At 66.9% G+C, this 17233-nt stretch carries 16 protein-coding genes; 10 read left to right on the top strand and 6 right to left on the bottom strand.

The genetic code is table 11. The annotated features are described in order from the left end of the window. Window positions 1–23 precede the first annotated feature (23 nt). The 10 genes from fliI (at window position 24) to fliR (ending at window position 7991) form a co-directional block, all read left to right on the top strand. Window positions 24–1466 (top strand): flagellar protein export ATPase FliI, encoded by a 1443-nt coding sequence (gene fliI, locus AKI39_RS10670; protein WP_145925417.1) that lies wholly within the window; start codon window positions 24–26, stop codon window positions 1464–1466. Further along, a complete protein-coding gene (gene fliJ / locus AKI39_RS10665) occupies window positions 1459–1908 on the top strand; it encodes a flagellar export protein FliJ (protein WP_066635402.1) in 450 nt (149 codons plus the stop codon). The genes fliI and fliJ overlap by 8 nt, the downstream gene beginning before the upstream one ends. Before the next feature lie 17 nt (window positions 1909–1925). Continuing rightward, window positions 1926–3359, top strand: coding sequence for a flagellar hook-length control protein FliK (locus AKI39_RS10660; RefSeq protein WP_083228766.1), 1434 nt, complete (start codon window positions 1926–1928; stop codon window positions 3357–3359). Between the two features lie 179 nt (window positions 3360–3538). Then, window positions 3539–4129: a flagellar basal body-associated FliL family protein gene (locus AKI39_RS10655; RefSeq protein WP_066635401.1), complete on the top strand. Its 591-nt coding sequence runs from the start codon at window positions 3539–3541 to the stop codon at window positions 4127–4129. A 2-nt stretch (window positions 4130–4131) separates the two neighbouring features. Next, complete coding sequence (gene fliM / locus AKI39_RS10650; protein WP_066635398.1) at window positions 4132–5139, top strand: flagellar motor switch protein FliM; 1008 nt, start codon at window positions 4132–4134, stop codon at window positions 5137–5139. After that, complete coding sequence (fliN, locus tag AKI39_RS10645; RefSeq protein ID WP_066635395.1) at window positions 5132–5665, top strand: flagellar motor switch protein FliN; 534 nt, start codon at window positions 5132–5134, stop codon at window positions 5663–5665. Before fliM ends, fliN begins: the two co-directional genes overlap by 8 nt. Window positions 5666–5671: 6 nt before the next feature. Continuing rightward, window positions 5672–6091: a flagellar biosynthetic protein FliO gene (fliO, locus tag AKI39_RS10640; protein WP_066635392.1), complete on the top strand. Its 420-nt coding sequence runs from the start codon at window positions 5672–5674 to the stop codon at window positions 6089–6091. Window positions 6092–6108: 17 nt separating this feature from the next. Further along, a complete protein-coding gene (gene fliP / locus AKI39_RS10635; RefSeq protein WP_274532994.1) occupies window positions 6109–6897 on the top strand; it encodes a flagellar type III secretion system pore protein FliP in 789 nt (262 codons plus the stop codon). Between the two features lie 13 nt (window positions 6898–6910). Then, window positions 6911–7180: a flagellar biosynthesis protein FliQ gene (fliQ, locus tag AKI39_RS10630; RefSeq protein ID WP_066635390.1), complete on the top strand. Its 270-nt coding sequence runs from the start codon at window positions 6911–6913 to the stop codon at window positions 7178–7180. Between the two features lie 22 nt (window positions 7181–7202). Then, window positions 7203–7991: a flagellar biosynthetic protein FliR gene (gene fliR / locus AKI39_RS10625; protein ID WP_066635388.1), complete on the top strand. Its 789-nt coding sequence runs from the start codon at window positions 7203–7205 to the stop codon at window positions 7989–7991. An 18-nt stretch (window positions 7992–8009) separates the two neighbouring features. Here the strand turns inward: fliR and AKI39_RS10620 are convergent, their stop codons facing one another. The 6 genes from AKI39_RS10620 to flgK all read right to left on the bottom strand — a co-directional run bounded on the left by AKI39_RS10620 (window position 8010) and on the right by flgK (window position 17167). Then, on the bottom strand, window positions 8010–9728 hold the full coding sequence (locus AKI39_RS10620) for a sulfatase-like hydrolase/transferase (RefSeq protein ID WP_066635386.1): 1719 nt from the start codon (window positions 9726–9728) through the stop codon (window positions 8010–8012). Between the two features lie 247 nt (window positions 9729–9975). Then, window positions 9976–11721: a methyl-accepting chemotaxis protein gene (locus AKI39_RS10615; RefSeq protein WP_066635384.1), complete on the bottom strand. Its 1746-nt coding sequence runs from the start codon at window positions 11719–11721 to the stop codon at window positions 9976–9978. Between the two features lie 93 nt (window positions 11722–11814). After that, window positions 11815–12303: a hypothetical protein gene (locus AKI39_RS10610; protein ID WP_066635381.1), complete on the bottom strand. Its 489-nt coding sequence runs from the start codon at window positions 12301–12303 to the stop codon at window positions 11815–11817. Between the two features lie 7 nt (window positions 12304–12310). Continuing rightward, window positions 12311–14164, bottom strand: a complete 1854-nt coding sequence (locus AKI39_RS10605; protein ID WP_066635378.1) for a methyl-accepting chemotaxis protein — start codon at window positions 14162–14164, stop codon at window positions 12311–12313. Between the two features lie 55 nt (window positions 14165–14219). Beyond that, complete coding sequence (gene flgL / locus AKI39_RS10600; protein WP_235610787.1) at window positions 14220–15464, bottom strand: flagellar hook-associated protein FlgL; 1245 nt, start codon at window positions 15462–15464, stop codon at window positions 14220–14222. Between the two features lie 44 nt (window positions 15465–15508). Further along, a complete protein-coding gene (gene flgK, locus AKI39_RS10595; RefSeq protein WP_066635375.1) occupies window positions 15509–17167 on the bottom strand; it encodes a flagellar hook-associated protein FlgK in 1659 nt (552 codons plus the stop codon). Window positions 17168–17233 lie beyond the last annotated feature (66 nt).

The raw sequence follows: 17233 nt of genomic DNA, 5'->3' as shown, positions 1-17233 counted from the left end.
CCTCCCCAGGCGCGGTACCGGCCGTGCCGGCCGTACCGGTGGTGGATCGTTGGGTCACGCAGCTGCAGATCGGCTCGATCCGCGCCAGTTCGACCGACCCCTGGCTGGCCACCGGCCGCGTCACGCGCGCGACCGGCCTGGTATTGCAGGCCACGGGGCTGCGCCTGCCGGTGGGCGCCGTCTGCCGCATCGAAATCGCACCGGGCCACGACCACTGGGCCGACGCCGAGGTGGTCGGCTTCGACGGCCATACCCTTTACTTGATGCCGCAGTCCGATATCTCCGGCCTACCGCCCGGCGCACGCGTCGTCCCTGGCGAACCGCCGCTGCAGCGGCAGATCCCCTTGCCCCGCAAGGCGGTCCTGAACGGCAATGCCAAGCCCGCGCTGGGCCGCCACCTGCCCGTGGGCAACGCCCTGCTGGGCCGCGTGCTGGATGGCGGCGGCCGACCCCTGGACGATCTGGGCCCGCTGGTCGGTGCCGATCAGGCGCCCTTGTCCGCCATACCCATCAACCCTTTGTCCCGCGCCCCCATCGACACGGTGCTGGACGTGGGCGTGCGGGCCATCAACGGCCTGTTGACCGTCGGCCGCGGCCAGCGCATGGGCCTGTTCGCCGGTTCCGGCGTGGGCAAGAGCGTGCTGCTGGGCATGATGGCGCGCTATACCAAGGCCGACGTCATCGTGGTCGGCCTGATCGGCGAACGCGGCCGCGAAGTAAAGGAATTCATCGAGCACAACCTGGGGCCGGAGGGACTGGCCCGTTCCGTCGTGGTTGCCGCCCCGGCCGACGTGTCGCCGCTGCTGCGCCTGCAGGGCGCGGCCTATGCCACGCGCATCGCCGAGCATTTCCGCGACCAGGGGCTGGACGTGCTGCTGATCATGGATTCGCTGACGCGCTATGCGATGGCGCAGCGGGAAATCGCGCTGGCCATCGGCGAGCCGCCCGCCACCAAGGGCTATCCGCCCTCCGTGTTCGCGCGGCTGCCCGCGCTGGTCGAACGCGCCGGCATGGGCTCGCCCGGCCCGCACGGCAAGGCCGGATCGATCACCGGCTTTTATACGGTGCTGGCCGAAGGCGACGACCAGCAGGACCCCATCGCCGATTCGGCGCGGGCCATCCTGGACGGGCACATCGTGCTGTCGCGCCATCTGGCGGAAGCCGGCCACTACCCCGCGATCGACATCGAGGCGTCGATTTCGCGGGCCATGACCTCGCTGATCACGACGGAGCAATTCGCCGTGGTGCGGCGCTTCAAGCAGGTGGTGTCCCGCTACCAGCGCAACCGCGACCTGATCGCCGTGGGCGCGTATGCGCCCGGCCACGATCTTGCCCTGGACGACGCCATCGCGCGCTATCCGCGGCTGGAAGCCTTCCTGCAGCAGAACGTCGGCGAAAAAGTGGACTACGCCACCGCCGTCGCCCAATTGCAATTTACGCTCCAGACAGGTGAATCGCATGCCTAGCCAACTCCCCCTGGATACGCTGATCTCGCTGGCCAAGGATCACACGGACGAAGCCGCCAAGCGGCTTGGCGGCCTGCACGTCGCGCGCAACAACGCCGAACAGCAATTGACGATGCTGAGCGACTACCGCGCCGACTATCTGCAGCGCCTGCAGAACGCCATGATGACCGGCATGTCGGCCGCCGATTGCCACAATTACCAGCGCTTCATCGCCACGCTGGACGATGCGATCGACCAGCAGCGGGCGGTCCTGGAACAGGCCGCCACGCACCTGGAGCAAGGCAAGGACCACTGGCGCGAGGAACGACGCAAGCTGAACTCCTTCGATGCGCTGGCGCAGCGCCAGCAGCAAGTGCGGATGCGCGAGGACGCGCGCCGCGAACAACGCCTGAACGACGAGTATTCCGCGCGCCTGGTCCGTGGCGCCCGGGGACTGCATTGAACAAAAGGATGCCGACCATGACTTCCCCGCTCGCCATGCTAGCCGTGGCCACGCCCGCGCCCTCCGGCCCGGCATCGGGCGCGTCCGCGCCTGATGGCCGCGGATCGCGCGACGGCAACGGTGCATCCAGCTTTTCCGACATCATGGCGCGCCAGCGTGCCGGCCAGGAGGCCGACGCCGCCACGCCGGCGAATGGACATCCCGCCACGGCAGCCGACGCGGGCGCGGCGGATCCGCGCAGCCCGGCGGCCCCCGCACAGGACGGCGCCACGGCGGCGGACGACACGAAGGACGACGACAAGGCCATCGCCGAGGCGCCCGCGGACGCCGCGCCGACGCTGGCGCAGCAGGCCCTGGCCATGGCGGCCATGGCCATGCAATTGCAGGCCGGACCGGCGAACGGCACCCAGGCCGGCACGAACGCACAGGCGTCCGCGGCGGGCGCGGCCGAGGCCACCGGTATCGCGACGGCCGCCACGGCGGCCGGCACCGCACCCGCTACGTCGGCAGCGGCGACGCAGGCGCTGCCCGCGGGCGCCGCCGTACCGGCGGATGCCAACACCGCGCCGGCCGCGGCCACGGAAACCGCCGTCACGGGCCAGGCGGGCCTGCCTGCGCTACCCGCCGGCACCGCGCCAGGCGCCACCGCGCAGACGGTGGACGACACCGCGCCCAAGGCGAGCCGCACGGGTCCGGCGCACGCGTCGCCCGTCGGCGGACAAAGCCGGCAGGCGAGCGATCGCAACGTCGAGGCGGCCGCCACGGCCTCCACGGAGGCATCCGGCCGCGATGCGCGCGCCGGTGCCCGGGACGATGCGCCCCGCCTCTCGCACGAAGGCAGTACCGCCACGGGCGACAAGGACGGCATGACGGAAGCCGCCGCCACGGCGTCGCGCGCCCCGGCCCATGCGCCGCAGGCCGATATGACGCAGGCGCTGGCCAATGCCTGGCAGGCCCCGGCGGCCCCCGCCGGCGCCAGCGCCGTCAATGCGCCGGCCATCCGGACGCCGGTCGGACAGGAGCAATGGGGCGCGGAACTGGGCGGCCAACTGGTGCTGATGACGCACCGGGGCGGCAACGACGCCCACACCGCCGAATTGCGCCTGGACCCGCCGGACCTGGGCCCCCTGCGCGTCACGATCAAATTGAGCGACGGCGTGGCCGAGGCGTCCTTCGTGTCGGCCCACGCCGCGGTCCGGCAGGCCGTCGAGTCCGCCCTGCCCCAGTTGCAGCAGACGCTGGCGCAGGCCGGCATTTCGCTGGGCCAGGCCAACGTCAGCGACCAGGGCGGGCAGGCCGGCTTCGGCGGCATGCAGCAGGGCAGCGAGCGCCCGGGCCAGGGCGCCGGGCAAACAGCGCAGTCGCAGGCCGATACGGCGGGCGATACCGTGCAGATCGCGGTGCCCGCGCCGCGCCGCTCCAATGCCGGCCTGGTCGACACCTTCGCATGAGCGCGGGCGCCCGCCTCGCGTCCCGGGCGCCGCGCGGCGGCCCCGGCGAACTCGAGAGCAATAGGTGGAGATACCCAGTTTTCGCCCTGTTTTTCCCCTACGTCCTGACCGCCCAAGTCAGGCAAAATGCACTCGGATAATCGATATCCGTTTCCCTGGCAAATCAAAAACCATCAAAGATGGCGACATCCAAAACCTCCACCCTGCCGTCGCGTAGCACGCTACCGATGCGCACCAGCGGCTCGTCTCGGTTCCTGCGTCCGATCATCGGCCTGCTGGTTCTCCTGATCGTCGCCGCCGCCAGCGTCGCCACGACGTGGATGATTACCACCCGGTCGCAGCGCGGCGCGGCCAATTCCGCCGTGCAAATCAACGTGGGGCAGGCGCAGCAGCCCGCGGTGGGTGCCACGCCGACCACCTTCGTCGCGCCCCCGCAGACGCCGCAGGCGGTGCCCGCGCCCATCTTCATTCCGATCACGCCGTTCACCGTCACGCTGCAGAGCGCCGACCGCGAGCGCATCGTGCATATCGCCATGACGCTGCGCGTGGCCGACGAACAATCGCGCCAGCGCATCGAGAAGTACATGCCGGAAGTGCGCAGCCGCGTCCTGATGCTGCTGTCGGCGCAAACGCCGGAAAGCGTGCAGACGCCGCAAGGCAAGGTCGACCTGGCGAACGCGCTGATGAAGGCCGTCAACAGGCCATTCACCCCCCTGCCCGACGGACAGTACGTGACCGACGTCCTGTTCACCGAATTCGTGGTGCAATAAGCATGGCTTACGAGGCGTTCCTATCGCAGGACGAAGTAGACGCCCTGCTGGCGGGCGTCACCGGCGAAAGCGACGGCAAGGAAACCAGTCAGGAAAACCAGGATGGCGTACGCGCCTACGACCTGAGCTCCCCGGAGCGGGTCGTGCGGCGCCGGATGCAGACGCTGGAACTGATCAACGAACGTTTTGCGCGCCATATGCGCAACGTGCTGTTGAACTTCATGCGCCGCAACGCCGACATTACGGTCGGTTCGATCCGCATCCTGAAGTACTCGGATTTCGAGCGCAACCTGCCCGTGCCCAGCAACCTGAACATGGTGCAGATGAAGCCGCTGCGCGGCACCGCCCTGTTCAGCTACGACCCCAACCTGGTGTTCCTGGTCATCGACAGTTTGTTCGGCGGCGACGGCCGCTACCATACCCGCGTCGAGGGCCGCGACTTCACCACCACCGAGCAGCGCATCATCCGACGCCTGCTCAACCTGACGCTGGAAAGCTACGGCAAGTCCTGGGAAGCGGTCTATCCGATCGAGTTCGAATACGTGCGTTCGGAAATGCACACGAAGTTCGCCAGCATCACCGGCTCCAACGAAATCGTGGTGGTGACGCCTTTCCACATCGAATTCGGCGCCACCGGCGGCGACCTGAATATCTGCCTGCCCTATTCCATGATCGAACCGGTGCGGGACATCCTGACCCGCCCGCTGCAGGAGACCACGCTGGAAGCGGTGGACCAGCGCTGGGCCCGCCAGCTGTCGCGCCAGATCCGCAGCGCCGACGTGGAGCTGATCGCCGAATTCGCGCGCATCCCGTCGTCGATCCGCGAGCTGATGAAAATGAAGGTCGGCGACGTCTTGCCGGTCGATGTGCCGGAAACCGTCATCGCCAACGTCGATGCCGTGCCTGTCATGGAATGCGGATACGGCGTGTTCAACAACCAGTACGCGCTGCGCGTACAGAAACTGCTTACCCCTGTGGATCCCGAGAACGAGGCCCCCGACCATGACTGACCAGAACGCCGAGCGGCCCGATCAAGACAAACCCGCGGCCGGCGCCAGCGACGACTGGGCCGACGCCCTGGCTGAACAGTCGCGCGCCGCCCCGCCCACGCAGGCCGACGGTTTGAAGCCGGCCGACGACTGGGCCGATGCGCTGGCCGAACAGACCGCCGCGTCCACCCCCGCCGCCGCCGCGCCAGCCGCGCCCGCCGCCAAGCCCGCCGCCGCGTCCGTCTTCAAGCCGCTGTCCAGCTCCAGCGAGAAGTCCACCGCCGACATCGACCTGATCATGGACGTGCCGGTACAACTGACGGTGGAACTGGGGCGCACGCGCCTGACCATCAAGAACCTGCTGCAGCTGGGCCAGGGCTCGGTGGTCGAACTGGACGGCCTGGCCGGCGAACCCATGGATATTTTCGTCAACGGCTACCTGATCGCCCAGGGCGAAGTGGTGGTCGTCGACGACAAGTACGGCATCCGCCTGACCGACATCATCACGCCGGCCGAGCGCATCAACCGCCTGAACGGCCGACGCTGATCCGCCATGGCCGACGCCGCTTCCTTTCGCGTCATCGTGGGCCTGGTCGTCGTCATCGCGGCGATCCTGGCTTGCGGCTGGCTCGCGCGCCGCGCGGGCCTGGCCGGACGCGCGCCGGGCGGCACCATGCGCGTCGTCGACAGCCTCACCCTGGGGCCGCGCCAGCGCATCGTGCTGGTGGAAGTGGCCGATACCTGGGTGCTGGTCGGCGTGACGGCGGGCCAGATGAATTCCCTACACACACTGCCGGCCGGCGACACCGCCGCCGTGCCCCAGGCGCCTGGCGCGCTGGCGGCGTCGTTGCTGTCGCGCCGGCGCGCGAAGGGCGCGGGCGCGGCGTCGACGCAAGGCGACGCGGCGCCGTCCACGCTGCCGGAGGACGCCTCCTTCGCCAGCAGACTGGGCCAGGCGCTGCGCCGGGGCTGATGCGGTTGGATGTTCCCATGACACGTTTCCCCCGCGCGCGGTCCGGCGAAGCAGGCGCCATGCGCCGCGCCCTGGCCGCCCTGGCCCTGCTTGCCCTGGCTTGCCTTCCCCTGGTGGCGTCCGCGCAGGCCACCCTGCCGGCGCTGACCGCGACGCCGGGCCCGAACGGCAGCGAAACGTATTCGCTCAGCGTGCAGACCCTGCTGATGCTGACGTCGCTGACCTTCATCCCGGCGGCGCTGCTGATGATGACGGGATTCACGCGCATCATCATCGTGCTGAGCCTGATGCGCAACGCGCTGGGCACCCAGACCACGCCGCCTAATCTGGTGCTGGTGGGACTGGCGCTGTTCCTGACCGCCTACACGATGTCGCCGGTCTTCGACCAGATCTACAAGGACGCGTACCAGCCGCTATCCAACGGCGCGATTTCCTTCGAGACCGCGATCGAACGCGGTGCCGAGCCCTTGCGCACCTTCATGATGCACCAGACGCGCGAAACGGATCTGACGCTGTTCGCCAACCTGACCAACCAGCCGCCGCTGGACAACCCGGCAGCGGTACCGATGAAGGTGCTGGTGCCGGCTTTCATCACCAGCGAGCTGAAAACGGCTTTCCAGATCGGCTTCACCATCTTCATTCCCTTTCTGATCATCGATATGGTGGTGGCCAGCGTGCTGATGGGCCTGGGCATGATGATGGTGCCGCCGATTTCGGTGTCGCTGCCGTTCAAGCTGATGCTGTTCGTGCTGGCCGACGGCTGGCACATGCTGCTGGGTTCGCTGGCCCGCAGCTTCTACCAGTGACCGGAGGCCAGGCATGGATGCCGAAACCGTAATGACGCTGACGTACCAGGCCATGCGCATGATCCTGATCGTGGCCGGACCGCTGCTGCTGGTCACCCTGCTGGTCGGCCTGCTGATCAGCGTGTTCCAGGCGGCGACGCAGATCAACGAAATGACGTTGTCCTTCATTCCCAAGCTGGTGGCCGTCGCCGCCACGCTGGTGCTGCTGGGCCCCTGGCTGATCGGCATGATGACGGACTACATCCGCCAGATCATGGACCAGATCCCCAACCTGGTATCGTGACCCGCGGTCGCGCCACGCCGCCATGATCACCTTCACGCTGGACCAGTGGTACGGCTGGATCGACACCTTTCTGTGGCCCTTCGCGCGCCTGCTGGCGATGATAGGCGTGGCGCCGCTGTTCGGCGAAACCAGCGCGCCGCCGATGACCAAGGTGGGCCTGGCCGCGGTGCTGGCCGTGGCGATATCGCCTTCCCTGCCCCCGATGCCGGCGGTGGCCCCCGGGTCGCTGGCCGGGCTGTGGGTGCTGGCGCAGCAGATCTTCATCGGGATCGGCGTGGGCTTCTGCATGCGGGTGTGCTTCGCGGCCGTGCAGACGGCCGGCGATTTCATCGGCCTGCAGATGGGCCTGTCGCTGGCGACGATTTTCGATCCCACGACCCAGGCCAATACGGAAGTGTTGGCGCGGCTGTTCAATATCCTGGCGATGCTGGTTTTCCTGAGCGTCAACGGGCACCTGATGATGCTGGCCATGCTGGTGAAGACCTTCACCATCCTGCCGATCGGCACGCAGACGCTGAACCCGGAAGGCTGGGTCATGGTGGCGCAGCTGGGCAGCAAGGTGTTCTCGTCGGGGCTGCTGCTGGCGCTGCCCTTGATCGCCGCCCTGCTGATCATCCACCTGGCGATGGGCATGCTGAACCGCGCCGCGCCGCAGCTATCGGTGTTCGCCGTTGGATTCCCCATTACCTTGATCGCCGGCGTGGTGTTGCTGGCCGTTGCGCTACCGCAAAGTACCGGGTTCCTGGCGGCGTTGTTCCAGGAAGGCATCGAGGCCATGGAGCGAATGGCCGGGCTACTGGCCGGCACTTAGTGAAGTGCCTGAGCTCCGTCAGTGAGTAGGCAAGGCCTTGAACGACGGCTCGACGCCGAAAAATACTTTCGGAGAACCATACAGTCCGCAGAACGGCGTCTCGATGGGGTGCGGCGCGAACAGCGACTTCACCCCCGGGACCCGATAGCCCAGGGCTTCGCGCACCGATTCGGAAAATTCCAGATGGGTAAGCCGGCCGCGCTGCACATCGGCCGCATGCTTCAAGCGCGCCTGGACGCCGGGCTCCGTGGCCAGCGCCAGGAAAGGCACGCGGTATTCTTCCGGCGTGGCTTCGTCGCCCGTATTGCAGTGGGTCGCCCGCGTCGTCAGGTTCTGGCCGTGGTCCGACGTATAGAAAACGAGGGTGCCCTCCGGCAGCCTGGCTTGCAGCGCCAGCAGGAAATCCACGGTATTCGTGCGTATCGCCGTCAGGTAGTCGGTCGCCTTATCGCCGGAGGCCAGCGAGGGATCAATATAGTCGCGATACGGAAAGTGCGCGCCGTCCTTATTGACGAAAATGAAGTTGTGGCCTGTTGCGGCGCGCTCGGCGATCTGCCGCAGGGCCACCGCATCGCGCTGGTATAGCGGGCCGCGGTTCTCGACCACGTGGTCGATATCCGCGAGTTCCTTGCCGTCGATATAGTTTCGCGTGGTCGGGTCGTCCAGCACGCCCTGGTTGTCGATATAGGTGGTGGTGTAGCCGCGGCGCCTGGCCAGCGTGAACAGGCTGTCGGTGCGGGTAATGCCGACGTGCCCGGTGTCCTGCCTGGGCCACCAGCCCTTTCTGAGTATGTAGTTGGACGCCGCCGAACAGTTGGCGCCGCTATAAGCCTGGCCGAAATCGGCGTAGCGCGTATCCTGGCCCTGGAAGAGCTTGTAAAAATGCCGGTATTCGATCGACTCGTCGACGATCACGATCACATTGCGGAAGTTGCCGAAGCCCGCCGCGTCCGTGGCGCTCGCCGTGTCCGTGCTCGGGCTCGGCTGTGTGGCGGGCACGTCGGACGTGATCTCCGCCTGGGCCGGCACGTAGCGGGGCCGTTCCAGCAGGTTATTTGCCTCGATGGCCAATGAACCGAAGCCGTACGAGTAGCCCTTTGGAAAGCCGATAAGCGCGGGCGGCCCCCGTTTCACCAGGATGATGCCGTACATGCCGGCCAGCGCGCATATCAGCAGCATGGGCAGCCACAGCGGCCTGCGCGTCCTGCGCGAGAACAGCGCCCTGGCGATGAGCGGCACGAACAGCACCGCGGCCTTGCCCGTGGCCACGGCGATCGTTTGCCCATACTCGCGCAAGGCCGCATCCAGCATCGCTGCCGATGCATTCAATGCACTGATGTTGCCTATGCCGGCGGGCCGCCCATATATCGCGTGCGCGGTCAGGTCCACCGTGGTCAACGACCACAGGACGGCCAGCAGTATCGCGCCCGCCCAGCGCCTGACCCGCGTGGCGCTGTACAGGACCAGGATCGCGACGGCGTATTCCAGCACGAAGACGGCCTGGCGCAGGTACTCCGCCGGGCCGAAATGGCCCTGGACGTTCAGGCCGATGGCGTGGAAGCGTTCGACGGCGAAGAAGCCGTCCATGGCAAGGAAAACCCAGGCCACGTAGACCAGGGTCAAGCACTCTGGAACCAGCCGCGCGGCCAGGGACGGCACGGAAGCGGAAACGGCGCGGCTGGATGCCGGCGCCGGACGGTAGGAAGAACTGGACACGGTAGGGGCGGGCCCGGGCATGCCGTTGCATGGGCCAACGAATCGGCCGTACCGTCACGCCAACATGCATTCCCGCGAGCCATCGAAAGGAAAAGGATTCCTTTGGAAACGCTGGGAGGGCATAGATTCGATTCCCACCGCGGAAGAGCGCCCCAACATTCCACGCATCTTCAACGAGCGCGAACGCTGTCAACGGGAATGAACATCGTCAATGGACATAAAAAAGGGCGGCCTCGTGGCCGCCCTTGCATTGCCTTGCGGTACTGCCTCAGTGGCTGACCAGCGGCTGTGCGTAGCCGCCGCCCGCCAGCTGCTGCGCCGGCACGTCAATGACCTGGCCTTCGTTGATCTTGAACACCGATACGGCCTCGGCCAGGCGCTGCGCCTGCTCCTGCAGCGAACCGGCCGCCGCGGCGGCTTCTTCCACCAGCGCCGCGTTCTGCTGCGTCACCTCGTCCATCTGCGACACCGCGCGGTTCACCTGATCGATGCCGCTGGACTGCTCTTCGGACGCCGCCGAGATCTCGCCCATGATGTCGGTGACGCGCTTGACCGAGGCCACGATCTCCTGCATCGTCGCCCCCGCCCGCTCCACCTGCTGCGAACCCGCGCCCACCTTCGTCACCGAGTCCTCGATCAGCGCCTTGATTTCCTTGGCCGCCTGCGCGCTGCGCTGTGCCAGCGAGCGCACTTCGCCCGCCACCACCGCAAAGCCCTTGCCCTGCTCGCCCGCGCGCGCCGCTTCCACCGCCGCGTTCAGCGCCAGGATGTTGGTCTGGAACGCAATCCCGTCGATCACGCTGACGATCTCCGAGATCTTGCGCGAGCTGCCCGAGATCCCTTGCATCGTGTTGACCACTTCCGCCACCGCCGAACCGCCGCGCTCGGCCACGTCCGAGGCGCTGGCCGCGAGCTGATTGGCCTGGCGCGCGTTCTCCGCGTTCTGCTTCACGGTCGAGGCCAGTTCTTCCATCGACGCCGCCGTCTCTTCCAGCGACGCCGCCTGCTGCTCCGTGCGGCTGGACAGGTCGGTATTGCCCGCGGAGATCTCGCGTGACCCCACGTTGATTTCGTCCACCCCGCGGCGCACCGTCGACACCGTGCGCGTCAGGCTTTCCTGCATGCGCTTGAGCGCGCCGTACAGCATGCCGATCTCGTTATGCGAACGGATGTCCACGCGCTGGGTCAAATCGCCGTTGGCGATCTTGTCGAAGTGCTGGCCGGCTTCGACCAGGGGACGCACCACCATGCGGCCGAAGACGATGCGCGCCACGATCATCAGGATGACGGCCAGGCCCACGGCGACGGCGACGGCGATCAGCGCCAGGTTCAGGTTCTGCTTGGCCTGGGCCGCCGTATCGGTCTGCTCGGTCTTGATGTACTTCGAAAATTCCTCGATCGCATCGACGAAGGCGGCGCTGCGGGGCGTGCCATATTCCGTGTTCACCATATAGAACGTGCTGTAGTCCTGGCTGCGCAAGGCCTCCACCATGGTGTCGACGCCGTCGTCGATATAGGAGCGATAGCGGCGCACCAGGTTCATGGACAGCTGGCGCCCGGTGTCGTCTTCCAGCATGTTCTTCTGGAAGTCCGCGAAGTTGTTGCGCACTTCGGCCAGCAGATCGTTGGCGCCCTTCAGCGAATCGGCGGCGTCCTTCTTGGCCGTTGCCGCCGCTTCGGGCGACACATTGGGGGCGCCCGCTTCCTGCAGGTCGCGCGCCGACACCAGCAGCGCGACACGCGCCCGCAGCATGTTGGCGTTGATGATCTGCACCTGCGTGGCGCGATCGGTCAGCGCACCGAGCTCGAGCACCGCGCGGTAGTTCTGGTTCAGGAAGTAGGCCGCCATGCCGCCCACCGCCACGATTAGCAGGGCGAAAATGCCCAGCACGATCATCAGCAAGGTGCCGACGCGCGTATCGCGCACCGAGAACTTGCGCTTGACCTTGGGCGGACGCGCCGCCTTGCGCTTGCTGGCCTTGGCCTTACGGCTCGTATCTGCGATGGCTTCCATGAGGCCCTCCAAACTTGCAAATCGGATTCGAAAAAGTAGCCGGTGACCCACCCCTCGTGGAGGCGGCTCCGCGGCCGTCGGATGCCATGCGCCCTACGGCGCCGGCACGGGTATCGCGGTCGTGCCGGGCGGCGCTGCCGTACCGGTGCCCGGCGCGGCCGTTTCCACGGTTGCGCCCGGCGATGCAGCGGCATCCTGCGGAATCGAAGCCGCGCCCAGCAGCTTCTGCCGGGTCGCCCCGGACAACGGAACATTAGTCGTGTCGAGCACGCGCGCCAGGCGACCGTCGGGCGCGAACTGCAGCATCGCTTCCCGGCGGAAATAGACGGCATCCGTGACGACGGACATCTTGTAGGACCACAGCGCGATGGTCGACCCGTCCGATTGCGGCAGCACCTGCTGGGGCAGGCCCTGCAGGATCTGGATCGCGTCGGTCATGGTGGTCCGGCTGGGCTGCAGGCTGGCGACGGCGTCGGCGGAAAAATTCTGTCCCGTCGCGCAGCCGGCCAGCAGTACGCAGCCGGCCAAGCAGGCCACAAGGCTGGCCCGCCATTTCACGATGAGGTGGGATGCGCGCATCATGGTCGTCCTAGAAGGATTCCCAATCGTTGTCGCTGAGGGCCGCGGCACCGCCGCCGGCGGCGACGGCCCGGGACTTGGCGGCGGCCGGCGCGGGACGCGCGGCGGCGTTATCGTTGGCGGCCGGGGGGCGCTTGCCCGTTGCCGCCGCGGAGGAACGCGCCGGGGTCGCGGAAGTCCTGGCGGTGCGCGCGGCGGACGCCGCATGATTCAGGCGCGGCGCTTCGGCCGGGGCTGCCGGCTGCGGCGCGACGGCCGCGACGCGAGGCGCGGCCGTCGATGCGATGGTGCGCGCCGGCACGTCGATGACCTGGCCCTGATTGACCTTGAATACCGCCACCGCTTCGGCCAGGCGCTGGGCCTGCTCCTGCAGCGAACCGGCCGCCGCGGCGGCTTCTTCCACCAGCGCCGCGTTCTGCTGCGTCACCTCGTCCATCTGCGACACCGCGCGGTTCACCTGGTCGATGCCACTGGACTGCTCTTCGGACGCCGCCGAGATCTCGCCCATGATGTCGGTCACCCGCTTGACCGAGGCCACGATCTCCTGCATCGTCGCCCCCGCCCGCTCGACCTGCTGCGAACCCGCGCCCACCTTCGTCACCGAGTCCTCGATCAGCGCCTTGATTTCCTTGGCCGCCTGCGCGCTGCGCTGTGCCAGCGAGCGCACTTCGCCCGCCACCACCGCAAAACCCTTGCCCTGCTCGCCCGCGCGCGCCGCTTCCACCGCCGCGTTCAGCGCCAGGATGTTGGTCTGGAACGCAATCCCGTCGATCACGCTGACGATCTCCGAGATCTTGCGCGAGCTGCCCGAGATATCCTGCATCGTGTTGACCACTTCCGCCACCGCCGAACCGCCGCGCTCGGCCACGTCCGAGGCGCTGGCCGCCAGCTGGTTGGCCTGGCGCGCGTTCTCCGCGTTCTGCTTCACCGTCGAGGCCAGTTCTTCCATCGACGCCGCCGTCTCTTCCAGGGACGACGCCTGCTGCTCCGTGCGGCTGGACAGGTCCGTGTTGCCCGCGGAGATCTCGCGCGCGCCCACATTGATTTCGTCCACGCCGCGGCGCACCGCCGACACCGTGCGCGTCAGGCTTTCCTGCATGCGCTTGACCGCGCTGTACAACAGGCCGATTTCATTGGTGCTGCGCACTTCGATGTGCTGGCTCAGGTCGCCGGCGGCGATGCGGTCGAAGTGCTGGCCGGCCTCGCGCAGGGGACGCAGCACCATGCGGCTAAGAACCAGCCAGCAGGCGATGGTCAGGAACAGGGCGAAGGCCACCATGACGACCGTCACGGTGCGCGCCAGCGAAAAGTCGCGATGTCCGGCCGCCACCATGTCGTCCGTGGCCTTGTCCAGGTACTCCAGCATGACTTGCACGGACTTGTCGAGCGTCTGGTTGGACGACGAAGATGCCTTGGACGAGGCCAAATAGGTATCCATCTGCCTGGAGCGCAGGGCATTGATCTGATCGTCGATCAGGCCCCCGTAGGTCTTGTAGTTGGCCATGATCGCCTTGGCCATGTCCGCCGTCGCGGGCAGCTTCGGCGATTGGCCGAACAGGGCCATGCGCTTGTCGGCGTCGGCCTTGAAAGTGCTCGCCCGCATGACCTGGCTCATGCCCTCGTCCACGCGGTTGTTCTGCATCATCTCATGGGCGTTGTTCAAGACCTGGCGCGCGCGCAGCACCTGTGCATACGAGGCATACAGGTTGGTGACCTGGTCGCTGTAAAGGTTGTTGACCTGCTCCAGATTGCTGTTGCTCGAGTCCAGCCCCAACCATGAGACGGAGTTCGAGATCAGCATCGCGCCCAGGTACAGCGCGAGCAACGCGATGATGGACGTGCGGACTTTCATATTGGTAAACATATCGTTATCTATCCGGCAAGCCGTCGTTTCTACTTCGAAGATACAGGGTCGTTGATTACTTATTCATGCTGAACAGCGAGGTGCCCTTGACGGCACTGAACGCCGACATCGAGGCCTGCAGCGACAGCTGGCGCATGCTCATCTTGGAAATCACATCGTAGTAATCAATCTGCGTCAGGTCGGTCAGCGTCTTGCCGTCGGTAAGCTTGCGCTGCGCGCCGGTCGTATCCAGGGCATCCAGTTCGTTCTGGCGGGCGCCCACGGACGCCTGCACCGTCGACACGTTGTCCAGGTTGATCGACAGCGTCTTGCCCGCCGTCGACAGCAGGTTCAGGAGCGCGGCCTGGCCTTGGGCGTCGTTCTGCGAAGGACTCTTCAGCGCCGCGACCAGGGAATCCAGGGTCGCGAACATGTCGACGTCGGCCGACTGCGCGGTCTTGACGTAGAAGGTATCGCCCACCTGCGGATCGCCGTCGACCTTCATGGTGACGCCGTTGCCGGCGTCGATGCTATCGCCCGCCTTGTACGCCACGGGCGTACTGGTGGTGCCCATGCCCGTGGACGGATCGGACGTCGTAATCGTGTAGGTCAGCTGGTTGGTGGCCGGATCCTTCTGGAAGTCGACCTGGTAGTTCAGGCCCGCCCCGCCGCCTGGCGCGACGGCCGGCGTGGAGAACGTGGCCGTTCCCGCGTTCCAGGTGGCGGCGGACGCCACGTAGCCCACCGCGCCGGGCGTGGCGCGGTTGAAGATGTCCGTACCGATGTCCGCTACGTTCATCTGCCGCGCCTGCTCCACTTGTACCTGGCGCTGGCCGGTATTGCCGTTGTAGCTGACGGCACCGGTGGTCGGATCCTGCACATAGGCCGCGGCGTCGCCGGCCGTGCCCGAGAACAGGTACTGGCCATTGCCGTCCGTGGTGTTGGCCAGCGCGAACAAGGCGTCACGCGATTGTCCCAGCACCGTGGCCAGCGTATTGCGGTCGGCGTCGGCCAGCGTGCCGTTGCCGGCCTGCACCACGCGCGTCAGCACATTGGTCAGCGTGGAGACGACGGAGGACAGCGCATTGCTCTCGTTGCCCAGGGAGCGGTTGGCCGCGACCCGGTTGCTGGCGTACGCCTCCGTCATGTTCAGGTTCTGGTAGGCGGTGATCGCCTGCCCCGCTGCCAGCGGATTGTCCGAAGGCGTCACGACGCTGCGGCCGGAACTGAGCTGCTGCTGCAGGTAGTTGACGTCCGACTCGTTCTTCAGAATGCCGTTCAGGCCACTCTGGTAGATCGTGGAGGTGCTCAGGCGGATCATGCTGTGTTACTCCGGATGCTTTTTATCTTGAAGCGGATGACCGTTTACTTCAGGCCCAGCAAGGCATCGAAGACGGTGCTGGCCACGTCGATGATCTTGGCGGCCGCCTGGTACTGCTCCTGGTACTGCGAGAGATTCACGTATTCTTCGTTCAGGTTCACGCCGGAGACGGACGCATTGTTCTGCGTGCGCTGGGCAACCACCGCGCTTTGCGCCTTGTCGTTGGCCTTGGCATCGGCCGTCTGCTGGCCGACGTTGTTGACGATCTGCGAGAACATATCCGTCACGCTCAGCGAATTGCCCGCCAGGTTGCGCGTGGTCTGCAGCTTCGCCAGTGCCAGGGCGTTCTCGCCGTTGGCCGAACCCGGGTTGGTCGTGCTGGATGCGGCGATCGTCGCCGGATCCGTCAGCGCCATGCCCAGGTCGCGGGCCGCGTTGCGCGTGGGCTGCAGCGTCCAGCTGTCGCCGGCGGCCGGCGTGCCGGCGATGTTCACGGTCAGGCCGTCGAAATCCAGCGAGGTCGGCGGCGTGCCCGTCGGCGTGGCGGTCACGGCCGTGTTGTCCGACAGGCGGGTCACCGTGTAGTTCGTGCCGTCGAAGCTGATCTGGTAGTCGCTGGACGTCAGCTGGCTGGCATCGGTGTAGTCCGCCGTCAAGCCGGCGGTGCCAGTGTTCTTGGCGCTCGTCAGCGCGGCCGGGGACGCCAGCGAAAAGAAATCCCCGCCGGGGTTGCCGTACAGGTCCACGCCCTGCGTGTGCAGCGTGTTGAAGGTAACCGCCAGGCCGGCGGCCATCTGGCCCAGCTGGTTCTGGATCACGTCCAGTGAATTCGTGCGGAACTGCAGCAGGCCGCCCAGCGTGCCATTGCTCAGCTTGGCGTCGCTCAGCTCCACCGGCGTCGTTGCGCCGTTGGGGCCTGACGGCAGGTTGTACGCGACCACGGTGCGCGACGGGTCGGCGGCCGAGGCAACGGCCTGCAGCGAATACACCGTGTTGCCCGACAGCAGCGCCTGGCCCGATTCCAGGGAAATATTGACCGTGTCGCCCTGCGTCGTGTAGCGGATGCCCACGGTCTGCGACAGCTGCGACAGCAACTGGTCGCGCTGGTCCAGCAGGTCGTTGGGGGCGTTGCCGTTGCCCTGGCCGCGCGCGATGACGATTTCCTGGTTCAGCTTGTTGATCTGGCCCAGGTAGCCGTTGACGGAATTGACGGCTTGGGTGATCTGCTGGTTCAGGCCTTCGCGCTGGGTCTGCAGGTCCTGGTAGGCGGAATTGATCTGCGACACCAGCGCCTGGCCCTTGCCGACCAGGTTCGCCCGGGTGGCCGCGTCGGCCGGGTTGCTGGCCACGGCGTTGACGCTGGAAAAGAAGTCCGCCAGTGCCGGCGAGATGCCCACCGTTTCGTCGCCCATCATGTTGTCGATCTGGGAGACCTGGTCCAGGTACGTCGAATACGAGGAACTGTGGCTCTGCGAACCGACCAGCTGCTTGTACAGGAAGCTGTCGTACTGGCGCTGGACCGTGTCGACCTGCACGCCCCGGCCGTAGAAGCCGTTCGCCGTCGGCGTGGCGCCGGCCGTCGACGTCAGCACGCGCTGGCGGTTGTAACCGTCGGTCGTGGAGTTGTCGATGTTGTGGCCGGTGGTGGTCAACCCCGCTTGCGCCGCGTTCAGACCGCTCAGGCCCAGGCTGTACAAACTCATGGTCGGGATGCCTCTCGATTAACCGTGTTCAAACGTCTGGATATTGGCTTAACGGCAAGAGCCGGA

The sequence above is a fragment of the Bordetella sp. H567 genome, from assembly GCF_001704295.1.
In the GTDB taxonomy this organism is placed as follows: domain Bacteria; phylum Pseudomonadota; class Gammaproteobacteria; order Burkholderiales; family Burkholderiaceae_B; genus Bordetella_C.
The sequence above is the reverse complement of the archived record's forward strand: the minus strand, read 5'-3'. Positions and strand labels throughout refer to the sequence as shown.

What these genes read in the sequence shown, in the direction of transcription:
- fliJ (WP_066635402.1), top strand. Translation starts at nt 1,459, where the DNA reads ATGCCTAGCCAACTCCCCCTGGATACGCTGATCTCGCTGGCCAAGGAT.
- AKI39_RS10660 (WP_083228766.1), top strand. Translation starts at nt 1,926, where the DNA reads ATGACTTCCCCGCTCGCCATGCTAGCCGTGGCCACGCCCGCGCCCTCC.
- AKI39_RS10655 (WP_066635401.1), top strand. Translation starts at nt 3,539, where the DNA reads ATGGCGACATCCAAAACCTCCACCCTGCCGTCGCGTAGCACGCTACCG.
- fliM (WP_066635398.1), top strand. Translation starts at nt 4,132, where the DNA reads ATGGCTTACGAGGCGTTCCTATCGCAGGACGAAGTAGACGCCCTGCTG.
- fliN (WP_066635395.1), top strand. Translation starts at nt 5,132, where the DNA reads ATGACTGACCAGAACGCCGAGCGGCCCGATCAAGACAAACCCGCGGCC.
- fliO (WP_066635392.1), top strand. Translation starts at nt 5,672, where the DNA reads ATGGCCGACGCCGCTTCCTTTCGCGTCATCGTGGGCCTGGTCGTCGTC.
- fliP (WP_274532994.1), top strand. Translation starts at nt 6,109, where the DNA reads ATGACACGTTTCCCCCGCGCGCGGTCCGGCGAAGCAGGCGCCATGCGC.
- fliQ (WP_066635390.1), top strand. Translation starts at nt 6,911, where the DNA reads ATGGATGCCGAAACCGTAATGACGCTGACGTACCAGGCCATGCGCATG.
- fliR (WP_066635388.1), top strand. Translation starts at nt 7,203, where the DNA reads ATGATCACCTTCACGCTGGACCAGTGGTACGGCTGGATCGACACCTTT.
- AKI39_RS10620 (WP_066635386.1), bottom strand. Translation starts at nt 9,728, where the DNA reads ATGCCCGGGCCCGCCCCTACCGTGTCCAGTTCTTCCTACCGTCCGGCG.
- AKI39_RS10615 (WP_066635384.1), bottom strand. Translation starts at nt 11,721, where the DNA reads ATGGAAGCCATCGCAGATACGAGCCGTAAGGCCAAGGCCAGCAAGCGC.
- AKI39_RS10610 (WP_066635381.1), bottom strand. Translation starts at nt 12,303, where the DNA reads ATGATGCGCGCATCCCACCTCATCGTGAAATGGCGGGCCAGCCTTGTG.
- AKI39_RS10605 (WP_066635378.1), bottom strand. Translation starts at nt 14,164, where the DNA reads ATGTTTACCAATATGAAAGTCCGCACGTCCATCATCGCGTTGCTCGCG.
- flgL (WP_235610787.1), bottom strand. Translation starts at nt 15,464, where the DNA reads ATGATCCGCCTGAGCACCTCCACGATCTACCAGAGTGGCCTGAACGGC.
- flgK (WP_066635375.1), bottom strand. Translation starts at nt 17,167, where the DNA reads ATGAGTTTGTACAGCCTGGGCCTGAGCGGTCTGAACGCGGCGCAAGCG.